General features: G+C 61.4%; 17 protein-coding genes. 3 read left to right on the top strand and 14 right to left on the bottom strand.

The features are described from left to right. Positions 1-21: 21 nt before the first annotated feature. Together AD666_RS16250 and AD666_RS16255 are read right to left on the bottom strand one after the other, a co-directional pair. A complete protein-coding gene (locus AD666_RS16250; RefSeq protein ID WP_053153911.1) occupies positions 22-1,095 on the bottom strand; it encodes an alpha/beta fold hydrolase in 1,074 nt (357 codons plus the stop codon). Between the two features lie 260 nt (positions 1,096-1,355). Continuing rightward, on the bottom strand, positions 1,356-4,409 hold the full coding sequence (locus tag AD666_RS16255; protein WP_053153913.1) for an FAD-binding and (Fe-S)-binding domain-containing protein: 3,054 nt from the start codon (positions 4,407-4,409) through the stop codon (positions 1,356-1,358). Between the two features lie 157 nt (positions 4,410-4,566). Between AD666_RS16255 and AD666_RS16260 the strand changes: the two genes are divergently transcribed. Then, positions 4,567-5,469, top strand: coding sequence for a LysR substrate-binding domain-containing protein (locus AD666_RS16260; RefSeq protein WP_053153916.1), 903 nt, complete (start codon positions 4,567-4,569; stop codon positions 5,467-5,469). A gap of 103 nt (positions 5,470-5,572) precedes the next feature. Here AD666_RS16260 and AD666_RS16265 read toward each other — a convergent pair whose 3' ends face one another. The 4 genes from AD666_RS16265 to AD666_RS16280 form a co-directional block, all read right to left on the bottom strand. Beyond that, on the bottom strand, positions 5,573-6,808 hold the full coding sequence (locus tag AD666_RS16265; protein ID WP_053153919.1) for a saccharopine dehydrogenase family protein: 1,236 nt from the start codon (positions 6,806-6,808) through the stop codon (positions 5,573-5,575). Between the two features lie 25 nt (positions 6,809-6,833). Beyond that, entirely contained in the window at positions 6,834-7,931 is a 1,098-nt protein-coding gene (locus AD666_RS16270) for a carboxynorspermidine decarboxylase (protein WP_053155338.1), read from the bottom strand. 239 nt (positions 7,932-8,170) lie between these two features. Beyond that, a complete protein-coding gene (locus AD666_RS16275; RefSeq protein WP_053153922.1) occupies positions 8,171-11,251 on the bottom strand; it encodes an efflux RND transporter permease subunit in 3,081 nt (1,026 codons plus the stop codon). Next, a complete protein-coding gene (locus tag AD666_RS16280; RefSeq protein ID WP_053153925.1) occupies positions 11,248-12,357 on the bottom strand; it encodes an efflux RND transporter periplasmic adaptor subunit in 1,110 nt (369 codons plus the stop codon). The genes AD666_RS16275 and AD666_RS16280 overlap by 4 nt, the downstream gene beginning before the upstream one ends. 221 nt (positions 12,358-12,578) lie before the next feature. Here AD666_RS16280 and AD666_RS16285 point away from each other — a divergent pair, with 221 nt between their 5' ends. Further along, the gene (locus tag AD666_RS16285) at positions 12,579-14,045 is read left to right on the top strand and encodes an efflux transporter outer membrane subunit (protein WP_053153927.1); all 1,467 of its coding nucleotides are present in this window, start codon (positions 12,579-12,581) and stop codon (positions 14,043-14,045) included. Between the two features lie 56 nt (positions 14,046-14,101). Continuing rightward, positions 14,102-14,887: an SDR family oxidoreductase gene (locus AD666_RS16290; RefSeq protein WP_053153930.1), complete on the top strand. Its 786-nt coding sequence runs from the start codon at positions 14,102-14,104 to the stop codon at positions 14,885-14,887. Between the two features lie 76 nt (positions 14,888-14,963). Here AD666_RS16290 and AD666_RS16295 read toward each other — a convergent pair whose 3' ends face one another. The 8 genes from AD666_RS16295 to AD666_RS16330 all read right to left on the bottom strand — a co-directional run bounded on the left by AD666_RS16295 (position 14,964) and on the right by AD666_RS16330 (position 22,818). Next, positions 14,964-16,235: an OmpP1/FadL family transporter gene (locus AD666_RS16295; RefSeq protein WP_053153933.1), complete on the bottom strand. Its 1,272-nt coding sequence runs from the start codon at positions 16,233-16,235 to the stop codon at positions 14,964-14,966. Positions 16,236-16,284: 49 nt separating this feature from the next. Continuing rightward, on the bottom strand, positions 16,285-17,064 hold the full coding sequence (locus AD666_RS16300) for a thioesterase family protein (protein WP_053153935.1): 780 nt from the start codon (positions 17,062-17,064) through the stop codon (positions 16,285-16,287). A 105-nt stretch (positions 17,065-17,169) separates the two neighbouring features. After that, the gene (locus AD666_RS16305; RefSeq protein WP_053153938.1) at positions 17,170-17,790 is read right to left on the bottom strand and encodes a TetR/AcrR family transcriptional regulator; all 621 of its coding nucleotides are present in this window, start codon (positions 17,788-17,790) and stop codon (positions 17,170-17,172) included. A gap of 91 nt (positions 17,791-17,881) precedes the next feature. Beyond that, complete coding sequence (locus AD666_RS16310) at positions 17,882-19,201, bottom strand: NTP/NDP exchange transporter (RefSeq protein ID WP_053153941.1); 1,320 nt, start codon at positions 19,199-19,201, stop codon at positions 17,882-17,884. 72 nt (positions 19,202-19,273) lie between these two features. Beyond that, positions 19,274-20,317 carry an oxidoreductase gene (locus AD666_RS16315; RefSeq protein WP_371259602.1) on the bottom strand — a complete coding sequence of 348 codons (1,044 nt, stop codon included), beginning with the start codon at positions 20,315-20,317 and terminating at the stop codon, positions 19,274-19,276. A gap of 46 nt (positions 20,318-20,363) precedes the next feature. Beyond that, positions 20,364-20,624: a DUF2790 domain-containing protein gene (locus AD666_RS16320; protein WP_053153947.1), complete on the bottom strand. Its 261-nt coding sequence runs from the start codon at positions 20,622-20,624 to the stop codon at positions 20,364-20,366. Positions 20,625-20,740: 116 nt separating this feature from the next. Next, a complete protein-coding gene (locus AD666_RS16325; protein ID WP_232777336.1) occupies positions 20,741-22,117 on the bottom strand; it encodes a heavy metal sensor histidine kinase in 1,377 nt (458 codons plus the stop codon). Beyond that, positions 22,114-22,818, bottom strand: coding sequence for a heavy metal response regulator transcription factor (locus AD666_RS16330; RefSeq protein WP_053153951.1), 705 nt, complete (start codon positions 22,816-22,818; stop codon positions 22,114-22,116). Before AD666_RS16330 ends, AD666_RS16325 begins: the two co-directional genes overlap by 4 nt. Positions 22,819-22,829 lie beyond the last annotated feature (11 nt).

The raw sequence follows: 22,829 nt of genomic DNA on the forward strand, positions 1-22,829 counted from the left end.
CGGCTCTCCCTTCAAGGACGCTCACAGGTGATCGGCGTCGATCACCGCCTGGGCGAAAGCCTGCGGGGCTTCCTGCGGCAGGTTGTGGCCGATGCCTCCGCTGATCAGGCGATACTCATATTTGCCGGTAAAGCGCTTGGCATAAGCCTCGGCAGGCGGATGCGGCGCCCCGTTGGCATCGCCTTCAAGGGTGATGGTCGGCACGCCGATGGACGGGAATGTCGCCAGTTTTTTCTCCAGGGCCTCGTAACGGGCTTCCCCCTTGACCAGGCCCAGACGCCAGCGATAGTTGAAAATGGTGATGGCGGCATGATCGGGGTTCTGCAAAGCGGCAGCGCTTCGGTCGTAGGTGGCGTCATCGAAGTTCCACTTGGGCGAAGCCAGTTTCCAGATCAACTTGGCGAAGTCATGGGTGTTTTTCTCATAGCCCAGACGGCCACGCTCTGTCGCGAAGTAGAACTGATACCACCACTGCAGCTCAGCGGCCGGCGGCAAAGGCGCCTTGCCCGCATCCTGACTGCCGATCAGATAACCACTGACGGCAACCAGCGCCTTCACACGCTCGGGCCACAACGCGGCGACTATGTCGGCCGTGCGCGCCCCCCAGTCATAACCGCCCAGCACGGCCTGTTTGATGTTCAGCGCGTCCATGAAGTCGATCAGATCCTTGGCGAGCGCGGCGGGCTGGCCGTTGCGAACGGTCTTGGCCGACAGAAAGCGCGTATCGCCATAACCGCGGGCATACGGAATCAGCACCCGGTAGCCTTTTTCCGCCAGTGCCGGCGCCACGTCGGTGTAACTGTGAATGTCGTAGGGCCAACCGTGCAGCAGGATCACCACCGGCCCGTCGACGGGACCGACCTCGGCATAGGAAACCTCCAGTAGCCCCGCCTTTACATGCTTCAGCGATCCGAACGAAGTGTGACTGCCCGGCGTAATGGCGCCGACGGTGCTTGCCGGTACTTCAGCGGCGTTCGCTTGCGACGAGGCAGCCCCCAGGGCGCCCAGTTGCAACAAGGCAATCGCCAGGACAGAGGGCGCGAGCAGCCGCCGAAGGCGCGGTGAGGAGGTTGGGTTCAACAGAGTCGTGGCCATGGTGAATCTCCCTTGGGGACGGCAGGTAGCGGTTCGAAATGTGAGAGCGGTTGGAAGCGGTTTGCCAACGGATTTGCCCGAGGCAAGACGGCCCTGCGCTGTCTCGATGGGGTCATTTAATGCCGGGGAGGTATCGCGGATGTGTCACGGCGGCCTGTTTTGGAAACAGTCCGTATCGACGTGGGGTTCTGATACACAGAGATACAAAGCGATCGAGGGGTTTCCCGGGGCCATTGCAGCCCCGGGAGATCGGATGCCTGTCAGGTGAGGTCCGACAGCGCCTTCACACGTGCCAACACGACCTGCAGGGGGTGCAGCACCGTTGTGCCCTCCTGGCGCTTGACCTGGCTACGGCAGGAATACCCATCGGCAACGACTCGCCCCGTCCGGTTGAGCCGCTGGATGAGCGGTTTCCAGGACTGTCCGTAGATCGTGTCCGATGTCGTGGCATTGCGTGCTTCGTGACCGTAGGTCCCCGACATGCCGCAGCAGCCACTGGCCGGGACCTGAAGAACCAGTCCCATGCGCTCGAATATCTTCTGCCACAACGCGACACTGCCTGGCTCGTTGGTCTTTTCCGTGCAATGGGGAAGGAACTGATAAGGCTCATCCGACTGCGCGACCTGCGTGTGCGGCATTGCGCTGGCCAGCCACTCTTGCGCGAGCAGCACCCGAGGCGTCACGTCGCCCGCGGCCTTGGTGTATTCCTGTCGATAGACCAGGGTCATCGCCGGATCGAGTCCCACCAATGGGATCCGGTAGTGCTGCAGGCTCGACAAGGTCTGCCCGTTGAAGTTGGCGGCCTTTTCGAACGCCTTGAGGAAACCCTGGACCTGGAGCGGCTTGCCATTGGGCGCGTACGGGGCCAGGTAGACCTTGTAGCCAAGCCGAGCAATCAATTCCAGCCAGTCAACCAGCAACGGGGTTTCAAAGAAGCGCGTGAAGGCGTCCTGGACGAGGATGACGCTTTTCTCTCGCTGCTCGTCTGACAGCGCGGCCAGACGTTCAGGCGTTGCGGCCTCCACGCCCCATGTCCGACAAGCGGCCGTGAAGTCCACCAGACTGAGCAGCGGACTATCGACCATCCCGGCCGCCCGTTCGAGTAACCAGCGAACCGGCCGCGCGCTCATGACGAAATTGTAGAGGCGCGGCGTCCTGGCGAGGTAGGGAACCGTATATTCCAGGGAGCCGATCAGGTAGTCCTTCAAGGGACGCAGGTACCGGCTGTGGTACAACTCCAGGAAACGCGAGCGAAACTCCGGCACGTTCACCTTGACCGGGCATTGGCCCGCGCAGGATTTACAGGCCAGGCACCCCGCCATCGCCTCATAGACTTCGTGGGAAAAATCCTGCTGGCCCAACTTATGCGACAGGCTGTTGATCGCGCGGCGGGCAATGTTCCAAGGCGCGGCGGACCGCAACCGATCGCTTGCAGCGAGGACATCGACGCCCTCAAGCCCCTGCCGCCTCAGCCATTCACGTATCAACGACGCCCGGCCTTTCGGCGAGTGGACCCGGTTGCGCGTGGCCTTCCATGACGGGCACATGGCGTCATCGGGATCGAAGTTGTAGCAGGCGCCGTTGCCGTTGCAATGCACCGCCGCGTCATAGCTTTTCCAGACGCGCTCGTCGATCGTACGATCCAGATCGCCGCGCAACTGCACTTCATCGACCCGTGTCAGTCGAGCATCGGGGACCGTTGCGGGCGTGGCGATCTTGCCCGGGTTCAGTTGATTGCCGGGATCGAACGCCGCCTTCAACGCTTGCAAGGACGGATACAGGTCACCGAAATAATCCGGCACATACTGCGACCGCAAGCCCTTGCCATGTTCCCCCCACAACAGCCCACCGTATTTTTGAGTCAGGGCCGCGACCGCATCGGAAACAGGTTGAATCAGGGCCGCCTGGGCAGGATCCTTCATGTCCAGGATCGGGCGCACGTGCAAGACACCGGCGTCGACGTGGCCGAACATGCCGTATTGCAAGCCATGGCTGTCCAGGAGTGCTCGAAACTCGAGGATGAAATCCGCCAGGTTTTCGGGAGGCACAGCGGTGTCTTCGACGAACGGCTGTGGCCTGGCCTCTCCCTTGACGTTGCCCAACAAGCCCACTGCGCGCTTGCGCATCGCATAGACGCGCTTCAGCGCATCGGCACCGATGGCCAGCGTGTGGCCCAGGCGCACAACGGAGGTATCGCGCTGCAAATGCTGCACGAACTCATGGACACGCTGCTGGAGAACCTCTTCATCGTCGGCGCTGAATTCAATGAGGTTGATTCCCAGCGTCGGCCTGGCGGGGTCTTCAGGGAAATACTCCGCGACACCGTGCCAGACGATATCGTTCATCGCCAACATCAGGACCTTGGAGTCCACGGTCTCGATCGACAGCGGCTTCATCCCCATCAGCGCCTTCGCGTCTCGCAAGGCATCCATGAATCCCGCGTAGCGTACGTTCACCAGGATGGAATATTTGGGGATGGGCAGGACGTTCAGTTTTGCCTCGACGATAAAGCCGAGTGACCCTTCGGAACCGCAGAGCACGCTATTGAGATTGAAGCGCCCGTCCGGTTCACGCAGGTGCGCCAGGTCATAGCCCGTCAGGCAACGATTGAGTTTCGGGAAGGTGGTCTCGATCAGCTCAGCCTGGGTGTCGGCGATGTCCAGGGCGCATTGGTAGACTTGCGCCACCCGATCACCGCGACTGGCCAGTTCGGACAATTGCTGCGCATCGACAGGCGAGCTGGTGAAACAGGCGCCGCCCAGCAGCACTGTCGACAACTCTAGGACGTGATCGCGCGTCTTGCCGTAGGTACAGCTCCCCTGGCCACTGGCATCGGTATTGATCATCCCGCCGATGGTGGCGCGATTCGACGTCGACAGTTCAGGTGCGAAGAACAGCCCATGGGGTTTGAGCGCCGCGTTCAATTGGTCCTTGACCACGCCACTCTGCACCCTGACCCAGCGCTCTTCGACGTTGATGTCCAGAATGTTGTTCAGATGGCGAGAGAGGTCGACCACCACACCATCGGTGAGGGACTGCCCGTTAGTGCCCGTTCCGCCACCTCGAGGCGTGAGCACCACCTGACGGTGCTCGGGCTGGTCAGCCAGGCGCGACAGGCACTGCACGTCTTCTACATCGAGCGGAAACACCGCCGCCTGGGGCAGGCGCTGGTAGATGGAGTTGTCGGTTGCCAATACCGTCCGGTCGCCAAGGTGGCGGGCAATCTCGCCGCGGAACCCCGCCCTTTCGAGGGCGTTTAAAAAAGCGTCATAGGTCGCTTCCTGGGGGGAAGAAGGCGCTAACCGGGCAATCATGATGGGATTCCTGCAGGCTAAAAGCTAATCTATGCATTCTCGTTACGCATGCTCGGGACACGGTACGCTTAACGGACGCATTTGGTTTTGCTGATTCTTGCGTCTATACGTCCTTGGAACAAACGTAATTCCTGCCGTTTTTGCATGAGCTTTATGAATGAATCCAAGAAGATTGACGCCTTCGATGTCTCTGTTGGTTGCCTTTGAGGCCGCCGCTCGCCATGGCAGTTTCACCAAGGCCGCCGAAGAACTGGCATTGACCCAGAGCGCCGTCAGCCGCCAGGTTCAAACCCTGGAGGCACAACTCGACATCGAACTCTTCAGACGTGAAGGCCGCAGAATCGAACTGACGGCGGTCGGGGCACTCTATCAGCACGAATTGACGGCAGCGCTGGGGCGCATTCGCAGCGCAACGTTGCAAGCCATTTCGTACCGGAACGACGGGGGCCCCTTGAACCTGGCAGTGCTGCCAACGCTGGGTTCGAAATGGCTGCTGCCCCGGATGCATGAGTTCTACGCCAGGCATCCAGGCATACTGGTTCATATCCATTCCAGAATTATCCGCGAAGACGTCCAGGCGTCCACCCAGGACATGAACGCGATCATCTGCGCAGGCTCCGGCGAGTGGCCCGGCTATATCTCGCACAAGCTGCTCACAGAAAAACTGGTGGTTATTGCCAGCCCCTCGGCGCTGCCCGGATACCGCACTTTGTCACCCGAGGATATTGCCGGGCAGGTGCTGCTCAACGTGGTTTCAAGGCCCAGCGTCTGGTCGGACTGGTTCGACGCCCATGGCCTCGACCATCGGCAAATGAGATCCGGTCCCGGCTTCGAGCTTACGGCTCACTTGATCCAGGCAGTGTCCGCGGGCATCGGCATCGGACTGATCCCGCACATTCTGGTGCAGGACGAATTGAAAAGTGGCGAGCTGGTCACGGTATCCGAACCGATGGAAAGTGGACGCAGCTACTTCCTCGCCTACCCGACCCGCTACCAGCACCTGCCTTCACTGAAAGCCTTCAGCCAATGGTTGCTGTCGCTGCCGTTTCCGGATCAATGACCCCTGCGGTCACGCAAAAAAAATGGACCTCTTTTCAGAGGTCCATTTTTTCAAGGCCAGGAACGAGAAACGAGATTCGCCTGATCAGGCAATCTCAAGCATCTCAGTTCCAGGGACGGTCTCCGTGCTCATCCTTGATGCGTGTCGGCAGACCCATGACATCCAGTGCCTTGAGGAAAGCCTCGGCGGGCAGTTCCTCGACGTTGACCATGCGTTGCACGTCCCACTCGCCACGGGCAACCAGCAAGGCGGCGGCCACCGGCGGTACGCCTGCGGTATAGGAAATGCCCTGGCTGTCGGTTTCCGCGTACGCTTCTTCGTGGTCAGCCACGTTGTAGATGAACACTTCGCGCGGCTTACCGTCCTTGGTGCCCTTGACCAGATCACCGATGCAGGTCTTGCCGGTATAGCCGGGTGCGAGGGAGCTAGGGTCAGGCAGCACGGCCTTGACCACTTTCAGCGGCACGACTTCCAGCCCTTCGGCTGTCTTGACCGGCTGCTCGGAAAGCAGGCCCAGGTTCTTGAGCACGGTGAAGACATTGATGTAGTGCTCGCCGAAGCTCATCCAGAAACGCACATTGGGCACGCCGAGGTTCTTCGACAGCGAGTGCACTTCATCGTGGCCGGTCAGGTAGAGATTCTGCGATCCCACGACCGGCAGGTCATCGGTACGCTTGACCTCGAACATCGTATTGCTGGTCCATTGGCTGTTCTGCCAGCTCCATACTTGTCCGGTGAACTCACGGAAATTGATTTCCGGGTCGAAATTGGTGGCGAAATACTTGCCATGGGAACCGGCGTTGACGTCCAGGATGTCGATCGAGTCGATCTGGTCGAAATACTGTTGTTGTGCCAGCGCCGCGTAGGCGTTGACCACACCCGGATCGAAACCCGCGCCGAGAATGGCCGTGATGTTCTTCTGTTGGCATTCTTCGAGGTGCTTCCACTCGTAATTGCCATACCAGGGCGGGGTCTCGCAGATCTTGCCCGGTTCTTCGTGAATGGCGGTGTCCAGGTAGGCCGCGCCGGTATCGATGCAGGCACGCAGCACCGACATGTTGAGAAAAGCGGAGCCGACGTTGATGACGATCTGCGATTCGGTCTCGCGGATCAGCGCCTTGGTCGCCTCGATGTCCAGGGCGTTCAGTGCGAAAGCCTTGATTTCAGCGGGTTGTTTGAGGCTACCCTTGGCCTTGACGCTGTCGATGATGGCCTGGCATTTGGAGATGTTGCGCGACGCGATAGCAATACGACCGAGTTCGTCGTTGTGCTGCGCGCACTTGTGGGCCACCACCTTGGCGACACCTCCTGCACCAATGATAAGGACGTTCTTCTTCAATTTTTTCAATTCTCCTTTCCGCCAGTTACGAGAGGCTGGACAGATAATCTTCGAACCCAAATTCACGAACCACTTCGACGGTACCGTCGAGTTGTTTCACTACGATGGATGGCATTTTCAAACCGTTGAACCAGTTTTTCTTGACCATGGTGTAACCCGCCGCATCAATGAACGACAGTCGATCGCCGATGGCCAGCGGACGATCGAATTGGTATTCGCCGAAAATGTCTCCGGCCAGGCACGACTTGCCGCAAACCATGTACGTATGCTCGCCTTCGCTGGGCGCCAGCTTGGCGTTCAGGCGGTAGATCAGCAAATCGAGCATGTGCGCCTCGATGGAGCTGTCCACGACGGCCAGATGCTTGCCGTTGTAAAGGGTATCGAGCACGGTGACTTCCAGCGAAGCGCTCTGGGTGATCGCCGCCTCGCCCGGTTCCAGGTAGACCTGTACGCCATACTTTTCGGAGAACGCCTTGAGGCGTGCGCAGAAAGCATCCAGGGCATAGCCCTCACCGGTGAAATGGATACCGCCGCCCAGGCTGACCCACTCGACCTTATGCAACAGATGACCGAAGCGTTCCTCGATAGTGCCCAGCATCTGATCGAACAGGCCGAAATCGCCGTTCTCGCAGTTGTTGTGGAACATGAAGCCGGAGATCTGCTCGATCACCGCCTCGACCTTGACCGGGTCCCACTCGCCCAGGCGACTGAAAGGACGTGCCGGGTCGGCCAACAGGTAATCGGAGCTGCTCACTTGCGGGTTGACCCGCAGACCGCGCACTTTGTCTGCGCAAGCATCCGCGTGACGCTGCAGCTGGCTGATGGAGTTGAAAATGATCTTGTCGCAGTTTTCGATCATTTCCTCGATTTCATCGTCGGCCCAGGCCACGCTGTAGGCATGGGTCTCGCCAACGAATTTCTGGCGACCGAGTTTGAGCTCGTACAGCGACGAGGACGTGGTGCCGTCCATGTACTGCTGCATCAGGTCGAACACCGACCAGGTGGCGAAACACTTGAGCGCCAGCAGGGCCTTGGCCCCGGACTGCTCGCGCACGTAGGCGATCTTCTGCATGTTCGCCAGCAGTTTTTGCTTGTCGATGAGGTAGTACGGTGTCTTGATCATTTCGAGGCCCCCGGCAAGGCCAGCCAAAAAAGGATGCGCATTGTGCCTTCACTGGCCACAGATCGAAAGTGCAGCTTGCCGGATCGATACGAAACACCCGCCAGGCGCCCCTGGCAACAGCGTTCGCCAAAGCGCTGTCCAGCTGCCCTCCAGGCGGTTTCGGCGAAAAAAAATGCCACTCATCGAGTGGCATTTCTGTTATTTGGGTCGGAAGCAGGATTCATCCAGCGATCAATCGTCTAGACCGGCCTCGCGGTTTCGGTTCGAACGGTCGCAGCAGGACGGATCTTGAACCAGATGGAATACATCGCCGGCAGGAACACCAACGTCATGATGGTGCCAACGAACGTGCCGCCGATCAGCGTGTAGGCCAGCGTTCCCCAGAAGACCGAGTGGGTCAGCGGGATGAACGCCAGGATGGCCGCCAGTGCCGTCAACAGCACCGGCCGGGCCCGCTGCACCGTGGCCTCGATCACCGCGTGGAACGGATCCAGACCTTCCCGGGCGTTCTGGTGGATCTGCCCGATCAGAATCAACGTATTGCGCATCAGGATCCCCGACAGTGCGATCAGGCCGACCAGGGCGTTGATGCCAAACGGCTGGTTGAAGATCAGCAGCGTCGGCACCACGCCGATCAGCCCCAGGGGCGCGGTGAAGAACACCATGATCATGGCCGAGATCGAACGCACCTGCACGATGATGATCAGCAACGTCAGCGCCACCATGATCGGCATCAGCGGCAGGATCGCCTTGCCGGCCTTGCCGGACTCTTCGATCGCCCCGGCCTGCTCGATACGGTAGCCGTCCGGGAGCGTGTCGATGATCGGCTGCAGCTGCTTGATGACGGCGGTCGAGACATCCGGCGGTTGCAGGCCTTCGGCAATGTCGCCGCGCACGGTGATGGTCGGGGTACGGTCGCGACGGCGAAGGATCGGGTCCTCCATCCGTACATCCACCTCGCCCACCTGGGACAGCGGAATCCGTTGGCCCGCCGCGCCCACCAGCGTGAAGCCTTCGATCCGGGCGGGATCGAGGCGGATATCGCCCGCGGCGCGCCCCATCACCTGCACTGAACGGATGTCTTCGCGAACCGCCGTGATCGGTACGCCGGCCAGCAGGAATTGCAATTGCTCGGCCACGGCGCTGGACGTCAGGCCTACCGCCTGCAAGCGATCCTGATCCAGGTTGAAATGCAGCGTCGGCGTCAGTGGGCCCCAATCGGTGTTGACGGTCCTCATCATCGGGCTGGCTTGCATGACATCCTGCACGCGCGCGGCAATCTCGCGCAGCTTCGCCGTGTCAGGCCCCATGACCCGGTATGCCACAGGGAATGGCGAATACGGTCCGAACACGATCTGGGTCGCCCGCAGACGGGCCTCCGGCGCGAGCCCTTCGGCCACTGCTTCACGAAAACGGAACTTGAGGATTTCCCGCGATTCCTGGCTGTCCGTCAGCACCACGACCTTGGCGAACGATGGATCCGGCAGCTCCGGCGCCATCGCCAGGAAGAAACGCGGCGCACCCTGCCCGACATAGGCCGTGACGATCTTGGCCTCTTCCTGTTTTTGCAGCCAGGCCTCGACCTTGGCGGTCGTGGCGCTGGTCTGCTCGATGGAGGTCCCATAGGGCATCTGCACCTCGATCAACACCTCGGGCCGGTCAGAGGTTGGGAAGAACTGTTTCTTGACCAGCCCCATGCCCAGGATGGCGATGGCAAACAGCGTGACAACCGCGCCGGCCACCAGCCATTTGCGCGCAATGACCCGCGTCAGGATCCGACGGAAGCGGTTGTAGCGCGGGGTGTCGTAGATGGCGGCATGGCCGCCCTCGACCTTCTTGATGTCCGGCAACATCTTCACCCCCAGGTAAGGGGTAAAGGCCACTGCAACCACCCAGGAGGCGATCAGTGCAATGCCCACAATCCAGAACATGTTGCTGGTGTATTCGCCAGCGGTGGACTGCGCAAAACCGTTGGGCATGAAACCGATCGCCGTCACCAGCGTACCGGACAGCATCGGCGCGGCCGTGTGGCTCCAGGCATAGGCAGAGGCTTTTATCCGGTCGTAGCCCTCCTCCATCTTCACGACCATCATCTCGATGGCAATGATCGCGTCGTCCACCAACAACCCGAGCGCCAGGATCAGCGAGCCCAGGGTGATCCGGTCGAAGTTCTTGCCGGTGGCCGCCATCACCACGAACACCACCGCCAGGGTCAACGGTACAGCAGCCGCGACCACGATACCGACGTGCCAACCCATGCTGATGAAGCAGACGACCATCACCACCAGCAAGGCGACGAAGAACTTGACCATGAACTCGTCGACCGCCGAGCTGATGTTCACCGCCTGGTCGGTCACCTTGGTCAGGGTCATGCCCAGCGGCATGGCCTCATTGATCCTGGTTGTCTCGGCGTCCAGGGCCTTGCCCAGATCGAGGCCATTCCAGCCCTCTCGCATGATGACACCCAACAACAAGGCTTCTTCACCGTTGTTGCGCACCAGGAACGTGGCCGGGTCTTCGTAGCCCCGCTCCACCGTCGCCACATCCGAAAGTTTCAAAGTGCGCCCCTGGATCGCCAGGGGCGTATCACGGATTTTCTCCAGTTTGTCGAAGGCGCCGTCCACCCGCAGGAAAACCTGCGGGCCATTGGTTTCGATGGAACCGGCGGGTGTGAGCACGTTCTGGCTGTTGAGCGCCGCGAAGATGTCCTGGGGCGAAACGCCCAGGGTGGCCAGGCGATCATGGGAGAACGAGACAAAGATGCGCTCGGCCTGCTCGCCGATGATATTGACCTTTTTCACGCCTGGCACGTGCAACAGGCGTTGGCGCAAGGCCTCGGCATCGCGCACCAGCAAGCGCTGCGGCTCACCCTTGGCCTTGAGGGCGAACAGCGCAAAGGTCACGTCCGAGTATTCGTCGTTGACCAACGGCCCGATGACACCCGCCGGAAGCCTGGTGGCTTCGTCGTCGAGTTTCTTGCGCGCCTGGTAGAACTCTTCCTGCACCTCTGACGGTGGCGTGCGGTCGAGCAGCGATACCATGGTGAACGCGAGGCCCGGCCGGGTGTAGGTTTCGGTTCGGTCATACCATTTCAATTCTTGCAGGCGTTTTTCCAGCGGCTCGGCCACCTGGTCCTGCATCTCCTGCGCCGTCGCGCCCGGCCAGGCCGTGATGACGGTCAACTGCTTGACCGTGAAAGGCGGATCCTCCGCACGCCCGAGCTTGAAAAAGGCAAGGGCTCCCGCGACAGCAATCAGGAAGATCAGGAAAATCGTGATCGAGCGCTCGCGAACGGCGATGGCCGATAAATTGAGGCTCATTGGCGGTTCTCCACGACCTTCATGTCAGCTTGTTGGGTCAGTCGCACGGACTCGCCTTCATGCAACAGATGTGCGCCCAGCCCGACGATACGTTCGCCCACGTTGAGCTGGCCGGTGACGCGTGCGGCGTCGTCGCTCAAGCTCAATACCTGGACGGGTCGCCAGCTGACTTTTGCCGGCTCGCCGTCAATGACCCACACGCCAGTGCCATTGCCGGGGTCGTACAAGGCCGCAATCGGTACTTGCAGCACCCGCCCCTGGGCGGCGGCTTCGGCGATGCGCAGGGTGACGGTCGAGCCCAGTGGAGCATTGGCCAGCGCACCTTCCAGCACATAGCGCGCTTCGAAGGTACGCGTCACACGGTCGGCCGAATCCGAAAGGAGTCTGAGTTTTGCCGTGACGGCCCCGGCCGTACTGCCATACAGCGTCGCCTGCGCGCTGGCGCCCGGCGCTGGGCGCAGGGTCTCGGGCAGTTGCACAACGGCTTCGCGCTGACCGGCCCGAGCTAGTCGGACCACGGGTTGCCCTGGGCTGACTACTTGCCCCGGCTCGGCGAGGGTTTCCATCACCACGCCATCGGCATCCGCGACCAACACGGCATAGCCGGACGCATTGCGGGCCACATCGGCCTGGGCCTCGGCAGCGCTGAGCTGCGCCTTTGCGGTATCGGCGGCGGCCTTGATCTGGTCGTAGCCCGACGCGGAAATCGCCCCGGCGGCAACCAACTCGCGGTAGCGCGCCTCGTCATCGGCCGTCTGCTTGGCCCGAGCCTTGGCGGCCGTCACCGCCTCCTGTTGCGCTCGCGCCTGCAAGCCCAGGTCGACCGGGTCCAGGCGCATGAGGGGCTGCCCTTTCTTGACGCTCTGGCCGGCATCGACCAGACGCTCCAGCACCTTGCCCGACACGCGAAAACCCAGATCGCTCTGGACGCGCGCGGCCACGACACCGGTGAACGAGCGTGAGCTATCGGACGAACCCCGAACGTCAGCGACCCTGACCAGAGGGGCCAGCGTGCGCGGATCCTTGGCGGTGGATGAATCGCCACACGCCGTCAGGACGAGAGGCAACAAGCAAACGGCGAGGATGGCAGGACGAGGCCGGAGCATAGGTTCCCTTTATTGAGCAGAGGAAGATGCGACATTCTTATGCTTGTGACCAATACTGTCAATGGTCACAGCCTGTCAATCTTAGCCCTGCGTAAGCGAACCGCCGCCATTTCTGGTTATAACCTGCACACTACAGAATACTCGTTCCTGAAGAGTCAATTGACAGGCAGTGACCATAATATAATATGGTCACAAAACATGCTTCCCCCCGAGGAATCCTGATGCTCCCTCTTCGCCCCCTTGCTCTTCTGGTGAGCGCCAGCCTGATGGCTGGTTGCGCAGTCGGCCCCGACTACCACCGCCCGGACGCCGCGCTGTCGGATCGGTTCATCGGCCAGTCTGCCGTCGAACAACGATCCGCCGCGTCACGCGCCAGCCTGGTCACTTGGTGGGAGGGCTTTGGCGATCCTGTGCTGAGCGACTTCATTGCCAAGGCCCTTGAGCAGAATCTGGACCTGGCGCAGGCGTCGGCACGGGTCGCACAGGCTCGGGCCGGCCTGGGAGCGGCCAATGCAGCGCTGTTACCGTCGGGGAACATCAGTGGCCAGGCCGCCCGCACCTACCAATCGGTCGAAACCCCAATCGGCCAAGTGCTCAATTCAACCCCAGGTTTTGATCGTTATGGAAATGCCTACGAGCTCAACCTGGGCGCCAGCTGGGAGATGGACATCTTTGGCGGTCTGCGACGCGGACGCGAAGCCGCCCTGGCCGAGTACCAGGCGTCCGAGGCCGGTGCGGCAGCCACCCGTTTGGCCGTCGCCGCGCAAACCGCCGACATCTACATCACCCTGCGCGGCCTGCAGGCCCGGCTGGATATCGCCAACCACCAGGTCAAAACCCAGCAGGACCTGCTGGAAAAAGTCCGGTTGCTCTACAGCAAAGGCCTCGCTGCCAGCTACCAGGTCCATCAGACCGAGGGCGAACTCGCCCAAGTGCAGGCGACCGTACCGGTCCTGCAGACGGGTCTGGATGCCGCCATGAATGCGCTGGACGTCATGCTTGGCACTCCGCCAGGCACCCACCGCCCACAACTGACCCCTACCGGCAGTATCCCTTTGGCACCCCAAATCAGTGCGATGGGAACGCCCGCCGATCTGCTGCGTCGCCGGCCAGACCTGATCGTGGCCGAGCGTCGCCTGGCGGCCTCGAATGCGCGCATCGGTGAGGCCGTCGCCGAGTACTATCCGAAATTTTCCCTCAGCGCGTTGCTGGGCAGCGCTACGACCGTTTCCGCCGGGCATCTGTTTTCCGGCGGCGCCAGCCAGGCGTCCGGCGCGCTGGGATTGCGCTGGAGATTGTTCGACTTCGGCCGCATCAATGCCCAGATCGATCAGGCCAAGGGACAAGAAGCCGAAGCCCTGGCCGCTTATCGCCAGTCCGTGCTGCGGGCCACTGAAGACGTCGAGAACGCTTTCTCTGCCCTGGTGAATCGAGAAGCCCAGGCCACCACGCTCACCGCCGGCGAAACATCCCTGACCCAGGCTCGCCAATCGTCCTTTATCGCTTACCAGAAAGGGACGGCCAGCCTGATCGATGTGCTCAACGCCGACGAGACGCTGCTGCAGGCTTCCGACGCCCGGGCCCAGGCCCGAACGGAATCGGCACGGGCCGCCGTCGCCGCATTCCGGGCCCTCGGCGGCGGCTGGCAGCCTGCCGAGCCTGAGCCTGAGCCTGTAGCCACTCGATGACCTGACCAACGCCCTTCTCTTTTTCTTTGCGGTTAAAACCACCGGAGCACAGCAACATGCAAGCCAACGGCAATTCCTGGGTACTCATCACGGGCGCCTCGAGCGGATTTGGCGAAGAGTTCGCCCGACAATATGCCGAACAGGGGAAATCGCTGGTCCTGGTCGCCCGCCGGCTGGATAAGCTGGAAGCACTGTCGGCGCAACTGCGCGAGCAGTTCAGCATTGAGGTGATCGTCGAGCAGGTCGATTTATCCTCGATCCCGGCGGCCATCGAACTGCACGAGCGATTGACTCGGCGCGGCATCACCATTGACGTGCTCATCAATAACGCCGGCCATGGCTTGCAAGGCCCTTTCGTGGAACACACCCTGGACCAATCCCTGGCGATGATCGATCTGGACATCGCCAGCCTGACGGCCATGACGCGACTCTTCGCGGCCGACATGCGGGACCGGCGACGCGGGCACATTCTGATGGTCGCCAGCCTGCTGGCCTATCAGGGTGTGAAGCACTTTTCGGTGTACTGCGCGGCGAAGGCCTATGTGCTTCGCTTCAGCGAAGCGCTGCACCAGGAACTCAAGCGCGACGGCGTCGTTGTGACGGCCTTGTGCCCGGGCATGTCGGACACCGGGTTCGCGCAAAACGCCAGCCAGAAGCTCACGCCGGCCCTGAAAATGGTCATGATGCAACCCGAGCCGGTGGTACGCGCCGGAATCCGCGCGCTGCAAGCCGGCCGCATGAGCGTCGTACCGGGCTTTGGCAACAAGGCGATCACCGTGTTGACCTGGGCCACGCCACGACGGTTTCACCAGCGTTTGATGACACAGGTGATGGGCACCTGAGTCGACGACCAGGCGGGGCATGTTCGAGAGGGTGAAAAGAAGCCGGGAGCCCGCATGGGTTCCCGGCTCAGTGGTCTCAGAAACGATAGCTGACGGAAGCGCCGAAGCCGTTCGCACTGTTCCGGTATTTGGAACTGTACGCGCCACGGCTGGCGGAGGCATCGTTGACCCGCACGCTCTCTTCCCACAGGTACGAATAAGCCACGTCGATCGTGACATCGTCCACCGGAGTCCAACCGGCACCGAGGCTGATCACGCTGCGGTCCCCGGTCGGGATCCGAGGCCCACGATTGGTGTTGTTGGCCGGTGACTGGTCGACCGAGAAGCCGGCGCGAAGAACCCACTGATTGTTCAGCCTGTAGGCCGCGCCAATCGCATGGGCCCAGGTGTCATGCCAGTTCTGCTCTTCGCTGATGGTACCCAGCGCCCCGCTCAGCAACGGAGGCAGACCCGAGTTCTCGATGGTCAGTTCCTTGAAACGACTCCAGCGCGTCCAGGTGCTGCCCAGATACAGGGTCCAGTCATCGTTGAGCTGGTGAGTGACCGAGAAGTCCACCGATTCCGGGGTATCGACGTCCAACGATGCGTCATAGCTTGTACCGCTGACCCCCAGCAGGCTGAAGATCCCATCGGTGAGCTTGGACTTGGCATCCAGGTGATAGCTGACCTTGGAATGGTAGGTCAGCCCCAGACGAGTCCGGTCCGTGGCCTGCACCAGGATGCCGGCGTTGAAGCCGAGCGCCGTGTCGTCACCGGTGCTTTTCAGCTTCCCGTCGTTGCTGCCGGGAGTGAGCGGGTTTGGCACCATCCCTGATATCTCGCCGCTGATGCGATTGATCGTAGGACCGAAACCGATCGACACCTTGTCGTTGAAGGCGTAGCTGATGGTCGGCTGGAAGGTCAGCGTCTTGACCTCGCTCTTGTTGGCGTAATAACGCCCGGCAAAGTCGCTGCCGTAATCGGTAATCAGACCGAACGGTACATAGAAGCCAACGCCAACGGCCCAGTGCTCATCCACAGGCTTGACGTAATACCCCATCGGTATTGTGGTCGTCGGCACCATGTCGCCGTCCTCCTGGCCGCCGAAGGTACTGCGGGTCTGGCTGATGTCACTCTTGGCAAACAATGTGGCCGCCCCGAGGCTGACCTGCTCCTTCTTCAAGCGAGACATGCCCGCCGGGTTTCCGAAGACGGTACTGGCATCTTCAGCGGAGGAAGAGCGCCCGGCAAACCCCACCCCCATCCCACTGATGCTTTGCTCGTTAAGCGCGAAACCGCTGGCAAGCACCTGGGAAGTGGACAGCATTACAGCGAGACCCACCGGGGCCTTGAGCATTATTTTTTTCATTATCGGACTCTGGAAACAATTGCTGAGGTATGGAGCAGTTGATGTGTTACTAGGTAAAAATCGCCACGGTCTGGCGCGCCCAAAGCACTCGCCGACCGCTTTCGTCCCAGACCTCCATGTCCTGCAACGAATAACCTTCCTGGGCTTGCTGACTGAAGGAGCTGACCAGAAACCATTCGCCAGCCGCCGCCGGCTGTGGCAGGTCAATCGTCCAGGAGGCAGAGCTGATGGCGGCAGGTTCGGTAAAGCAGGTCATGGCCGCCGGTGGCAAGCTGTCTGCCAGCGCGATCAACGCCACCGCCGGGTCCACGCCTTGCGCATCCAAATGACGTACCCACATCAGCAGCTCCGGATTGTCGGCGCCGGACACCGGTAGCGAACCGCCCGCCGGGCGCATCTCGAAGTTGCAGGCACAGGCCGGCGCAATCCGCTTATCCAGCTCCAGGGTGGCGTATCGAGACGGCCCTTCCACCATTGGACATCCCCAGGAGTCGTGGACGATCCGGCTGGGCCGCGGCTGGGCGAACAGCAATGTCGTGCGCAGCGCCAGCTCATCGCCGGACAGGCAATCCACTGATACCGAAGTAACGGATCGCCCCTGGCGCAACACGCTGACATCGAAAGTCTGGGGCTGGGTCACTGGCCCTATGAATGACACCTGCGCGGACTTGAAGGGAGGAAAGCCCTGGGGACGCTCGCGCAAGACCGCTTCCAGCGACAGCGCCGCCGACAGCCCGCCGAAAATGGTCCGGCCCTGCCGCCATTCAGGCGGGCAGACGAAAGGCACACTTGGATCGAATTGCGCCACCACCTGGGCGAAGCTGGTCATAGCAGACCCTCGAAAAGCAGATGCGCCATGATTATTCATGTGACCATTTGTGTCAACAGTCACAAAAAAGACAACGCAATCCTCATCGCATCGGCCGTGACTGGCTCAGGGCATGAGGCTGCGCAGGACCAGATTGCAGATAAGCGTGGGGGCTTCTTCCACGTAATCGAGGTTGTGTTGCAACAGCAGCGGGTTGACGAAGGGCCGCAGCGCGAGATGTATCGCCTCCACGGTCTCATCCAGCGGCGTCTTGCGTTCGAACTCACCGCTCTCGCGCCCTTCCCGCACCACGTCCAGTACGAAGCGTTTGATCCGTTCGTTGTAGACTTGCGAGCTGGGCCAACGCTCCGAGGCCGAATAGGCGGCAATGTCATACAGCTTGCGGTCGTTGAAGAACAGATCCACGCCAGTGGTGATCAGAGTCTTGACCAGGCGTCGGAAACGCTCTGTGGAAGAGAGGTCCTCTTCCCGGGTGGCCTGTTCCACGGCCTCGACAATCTTCGAAAGGCAACCGGAGCAGATGGCTTCGCCAATTGCCTGCTTGGAGTCGAAGAATTTGTAGATGTAGGCCTTGGAGAATCCGATGGCCTTGGCTAGGTCGGACACTGTGGTCTTGGCGTAACCGTATTGACTGAAGTGCTCATTGGCGGCCGCGACAATCTGGTTTCGGATGTCGTGATCGGCTGGGCCACGAGTGCTGGGCGAAGGTGATGATGATTGATTCATGTGGGCAGCTTACGCATCCTGAAGGCCGATGACAAATTGTGACTCATTTTATTATTGGTCACAATTTGCCGTTCGTCGATTACGACAGGATTCACGTCTCGGCGACACTGGCGTGCAGCTCCGCCTCTTCCTGTCCATCATCAGCCCGCCGTCCCAACTGCCAGCCGAGCAATCCCCACACCAACGCGCAACACGCACCGATCATGGCCGCCAGTCCGGCCCCCTGCCCCAGCACATCGAGCAGGCTTTTCACCCAACCGCTCATGGCATCACCCGCCCGATAAACCACAGTGTCGATAAAATTCTTGGCTTTGTATTTGCTCTCGGCATCCAACGAGGCGAACAGCATTTCCCTGCCCGGCCGGACGAACGCGTACTCGCCGATCCGCCGCACCACCATCAATGTCGCCAGCAACGCGAACCCGGGCGCCAAGGCAAGCCCCAGAAAGCCGATGCACATGATCAACGGCACGATTGCCAACAGCGCACGCACTCCCAGCTTCGGTGCGATGCGCCCGCTGATGAACAGTTGGGACAGCAAGGCACCTGCCTGCACGATCACGTCGAGGGTGCCGAAGACACGAACCTGCGCCTCACGATCCGGGAAGTGCTCGCTCACCAGGCGGGCCTGTTCAAAATAGAGAAACGTACTGACCGTGGCCAACAGCACCACGAAGCCGGCGATCCCCAACAGATAGGGTGACCGGAGCACGGCCGTGAAGCCGCTGAACGGGTTGCCGCGCAGGGGCTGGCGAGGATGTTGCGTCGGTGCGGCACCCGGTCGCCCGGCCCCGCCCTCCTCGCGCCATGCCATGAGCCTGCGCTTCAAGACCAGCGTGGCACCCAGCAACAGAGCCGCCAACAGCATCAACCCCGAAGCGCCGATGACACCAATGAGCGCCGCGCTGAGGGCCGGTCCCAACAGCCCGCCGATGCTTGCGCCTGCAGCGATGAAAGCGAACAGGCGCTTGGCCTGTTCACTGTCGAAGACATCCGCCATCAGGCTCCAGGCCACGGAAACGACGAACAGGTTGTAGACCGATATCCAGACGTAAAAGACCCGAGCCAGCCACAGACTGTCCGGTTGGTATTCGAACAGCTCGACGAACATCAGCAGGTTGATGCCGAAGAATCCATACACCCAGTCAACGAGTCGCAGGCGTGGAACCCTGGCGCTGAGCCAGGCGAACAAAGGAACGGCAGCCAGCATGACCAGAAAGGTCGCGGTAAACAGCCATTGCAGATTTTCCACACCCGCCGCGATGCCCATCGATTCACGGATCGGGCGCAGCATGAAGTAACCGGCGAAGAGGCAGAGAAACAGCAGAAACCCACACAGCGCCGGACGCAGTTCCTCGTCGCGTGCGTTAAGGGCGATGCTCAACCGATGCAGATAAGTAAGCCTACTCATGGAAGCTCCTGGGGAATGGCCATGCACCAAGGGGCAGGCACGGGGGCATATGCCCCGTGCCCAACGGGAACATCAGCGATAGGTGACGCCTGTGAGCCGTTCGGAAACGGTCCAGAGCCGTTCGGCATCCGCCTCGTGGGTCGCGGTCGTCGGCGTTCTGGCGAAGCCCAGCGGGCCGCGTTTTTCCTCGTCGCCGATAGGGCCGTAGTAGGCCCCGCCGGCGGCCTCGGGCGCAGTGGCTGCATACAGTGTGGACAACGCCCCTTGCGCGGCAGAGTGGTACGCGTCACGGTCCTGCGCCCACCGCTGACCGAATTCGCTGTTCAAGCCGGGGCCACGTTCGACCAGCTCGGTGACCGCGACACCCGGATGCGCCGCCAGGCTGCGGATGCCCCAACCGGCTGCCTCACTGCGCCGTTGCAGCGCGAATGCCCAATGCAGGACAGCAAGCTTGGATTGCGCATAGGCAGCATAGGGCTCGTATTTGCGCTCAGCCTGCAGATCATCGAAGTTCATCGCGCCACGAGCGGCGGCAATGCTCGACAGACTAACCACCCGAGGATCCTGGCTCTGGCGCAACAACGGCACCAGCAGGCCGGTCAAGGCGAAATGCCCCAGGTAATTGGTTGCCAACTGGAGCTCGAAGCCATCGGCAGACGTCCCTCGCTCCGGCGGCGCCATGATGGCTGCGTTGTTGATCAGGACGTCCAGTCGCGGCAGCCTCCGGTTGAGTCTTTCAGCCAGGCCGCGTACGGATGAAAGATCGGCCAGGTCCAGCGTTTCGAACTGCACCCTGGCGTCAGGCACGGCCTGTCTGATCCGGGCGATGGCCTGGGCACCGCGCTCCGGATTGCGAGCGGCAATGATGACCTCGGCGCCTGCGCGGGACAGTGCCAGCGCATCCTCGTAGCCCATACCGCTCGTACCACCGGTGATGAGGATAATCCGGCCTTTCTGCGACGGCATATCGCGTGTCGACCATTGCGGTTTCGGCGCAACCTTGTCGGTGGCTTCGACGCTCACCACGCTGAGCAGCGTGACGCTGGCCGCCAGCACGCGGGCCAGCCTCACCAGCCGGTTTCTGATGTCTACGGGTGTTGTTGTGCTGATCCACATCATGGGAATTCTCCATTTCGAAGGATGAGCCGGCATTGCCGGACGCTTACTGGATGGCGCACGCCTCAGCCAATTGCAGAAAACTGACGCGCTCGATGACGCCTTGCGTATTCACATAAGTCATCTTGGCCCGCACGACCTCGCACGTTTGCGGGGCCGGCGCCTCGATGCGAATGACCCGGGCGATGTCCAGCGGCATGCCATATTCGTAGGCCGGGTCTTGCGTCTGTTCCTTGGCGAACAGGGACGGATTGCTCAACGCGATAACGGCCAGCAAGCTGGCGGTCGATACATTTCGGATGTTCATAACGGACTCCACGACTGTCCTCACCGGGATGGTCGTAGCACTCTAGGGAGGGGTGACTGACGTCAAGGTGACCGGCGACTGACAGGAAGATGTCAAACGCCAAACGGATCGGAATCTTAGCGGACGGCCTGGTTCATCAAGGAAAATCCAAACGTATTGAACCCGTCCTGGCTGCGGGCGAACACGCGCCCTCCGTGCATGGACGCCACCGCCCGCACGATCGAGAGCCCCAGGCCGTGGTGCGCATCGCTTCGGGCCCTGGCGGCGTCGGCACGGTAGAAACGCTCGAACAGACGCTCCAGATGTACGCCGTCAATGGGCTCGCCGGCATTGGAAACGCTGACCTCCACCTGCATTCCCTGGCTCACCAGACTGACCGTGATGGTGCTCGCCGGGACCGCGTAGCGCGCTGCGTTCTGCAACAGATTGGCCAGCGAACGGTGAAACAGGCGCCGGTCGATCCGGACTCGCATATCGCCGGTGATGACCACGCTCAGTTGCTTGTCGTGCAAGACGGGCTCGAGATATTCCACGGTCTTGGACGCCTCCTCGTAGAGCGAGACATCACTCAGCTCGGTTGCCCGCTGCCCGCTTTCAGCCCCCGCCAGGAAGAGCATGTCATTGACGATGCCCCCCAGCCGCTCCAGCTCCTCGAGATTCGACTGCAACAGGTCCTGAAGCTCGCCTACATCCCGACCGTGAGCCAAGGCCACCTGGGTCTGCCCGATCAGGTTGGTCAGGGGCGTTCGCAGTTCATGGGCCACATTGGCATTGAACCCTTCGAGTTGGCACCAGGCGGCCTCCTGACGAGCCAGGGCGCCGTTGAACGACATCGCCAGCTCCTGCAATTCGCCCGGCAGTGCCTCGGTGTCCAGCCGCTGCTTCGAATCGCCCGGCGGCAGGCTGTTGGCCTGCCTGCTGAGTCGCCTCACGGGTCCCAGGCCAAAACGCGCAATCCAGTAACCGAGCAACGCCACCAGTACCACACCCAGGGCGGAAATCAGGATCAGTATCCTGGTGAAGTGGTCCAGGGTTTTCATGAATGGCGTCGAATCCAGCCCCACGATAAATCGCAATTCAGGACGGCTGCCCAGGGCGGGAATGGTTTTGACCAGCAGTTCCATCGGACGGTCCCGGTCAGCGATTTCGAGGGTGGAGAAGCCATCCGGACGCCTCGACCAGTCCTGGCCATCCGGCATCTGCCCGCCGTAGCTGTAGGCCGGGTTATCCACCACGACCCAGTAGCGCACCCGTTCATCGGCAGGCGTCAGGCCATCCAGTTTTTGTCGCAGGCCGACCCAGAACGCCGGCGAGTCGTATTTGGCGAGCACCGGATCGAGCACGGAATGGCGCAGGATCAGCTCGTTCTGCATCTGCTCATTGAGCGATTGCTTCAACGAACAACGCAGTAACGTCGCGCTGACCGATGTGATCAGCATGGCGGCCAGCGCGAACATCAGGGCCAGCCGCCGGGCTATCGATCGCTTCATCATGGGAGCCCGGCCTGGCGAGCATTAGTCTCGCGGCTCTCCAGCACATAACCCATGCCACGGACGGTATGCAGCAGCTTGCGCGGATACGGCGCGTCGACCTTGGCCCGGACGCGCTTGATCGCGACCTCGACCACGTTGGCGTCACTGTCGAAGTTCATGTCCCAGACCTGCTCGGCAATCATCAACTTCGACAGGATCTCGCCCTGGTGCCGCGCCAACAGGCTCAGCAGGCAGAACTCCTTGGCCGTCAGGTCCAGGCGCAGCCCGCCCCTGGTCACCTTGCGCGCCTGCAGGTCGACTTCCAGATCGTCGATGCGCAGATGCGTCAAGTCGGCCGTGTCGCCAGCGCGACGCCGTATCAGGGCCTGGACCCGTGCCACCAGCTCGGCGAACGAAAAGGGTTTGCCCAGGTAATCATCCGCGCCCTCGCGCAGCCCTCGTACGCGGTCGTCCACCGCTCCTCGGGCCGATAGCATGATGACCGGGGTGTTCTTGTGCACGCGCAAGCCTTGCAGCACATCGTATCCGTCCTTGCCGGGCAGCATCACATCGAGGATCACTACGTCGTAATCCAGCTCCAGCGCATAGTGCAGGCCATCGATGCCGTTGTTCGCCACATCGACGATGTAGCCCAGTTCACTCAAGCCACGATGCACATAGGAGGAAGTCTTTTCCTCGTCCTCGACGATAAGCAGGCGCATCAGGTAATTCC

It is taken from the genome of Pseudomonas sp. Pf153, from assembly GCF_001269775.1.
Classification (GTDB): domain Bacteria; phylum Pseudomonadota; class Gammaproteobacteria; order Pseudomonadales; family Pseudomonadaceae; genus Aquipseudomonas; species Aquipseudomonas uvaldensis.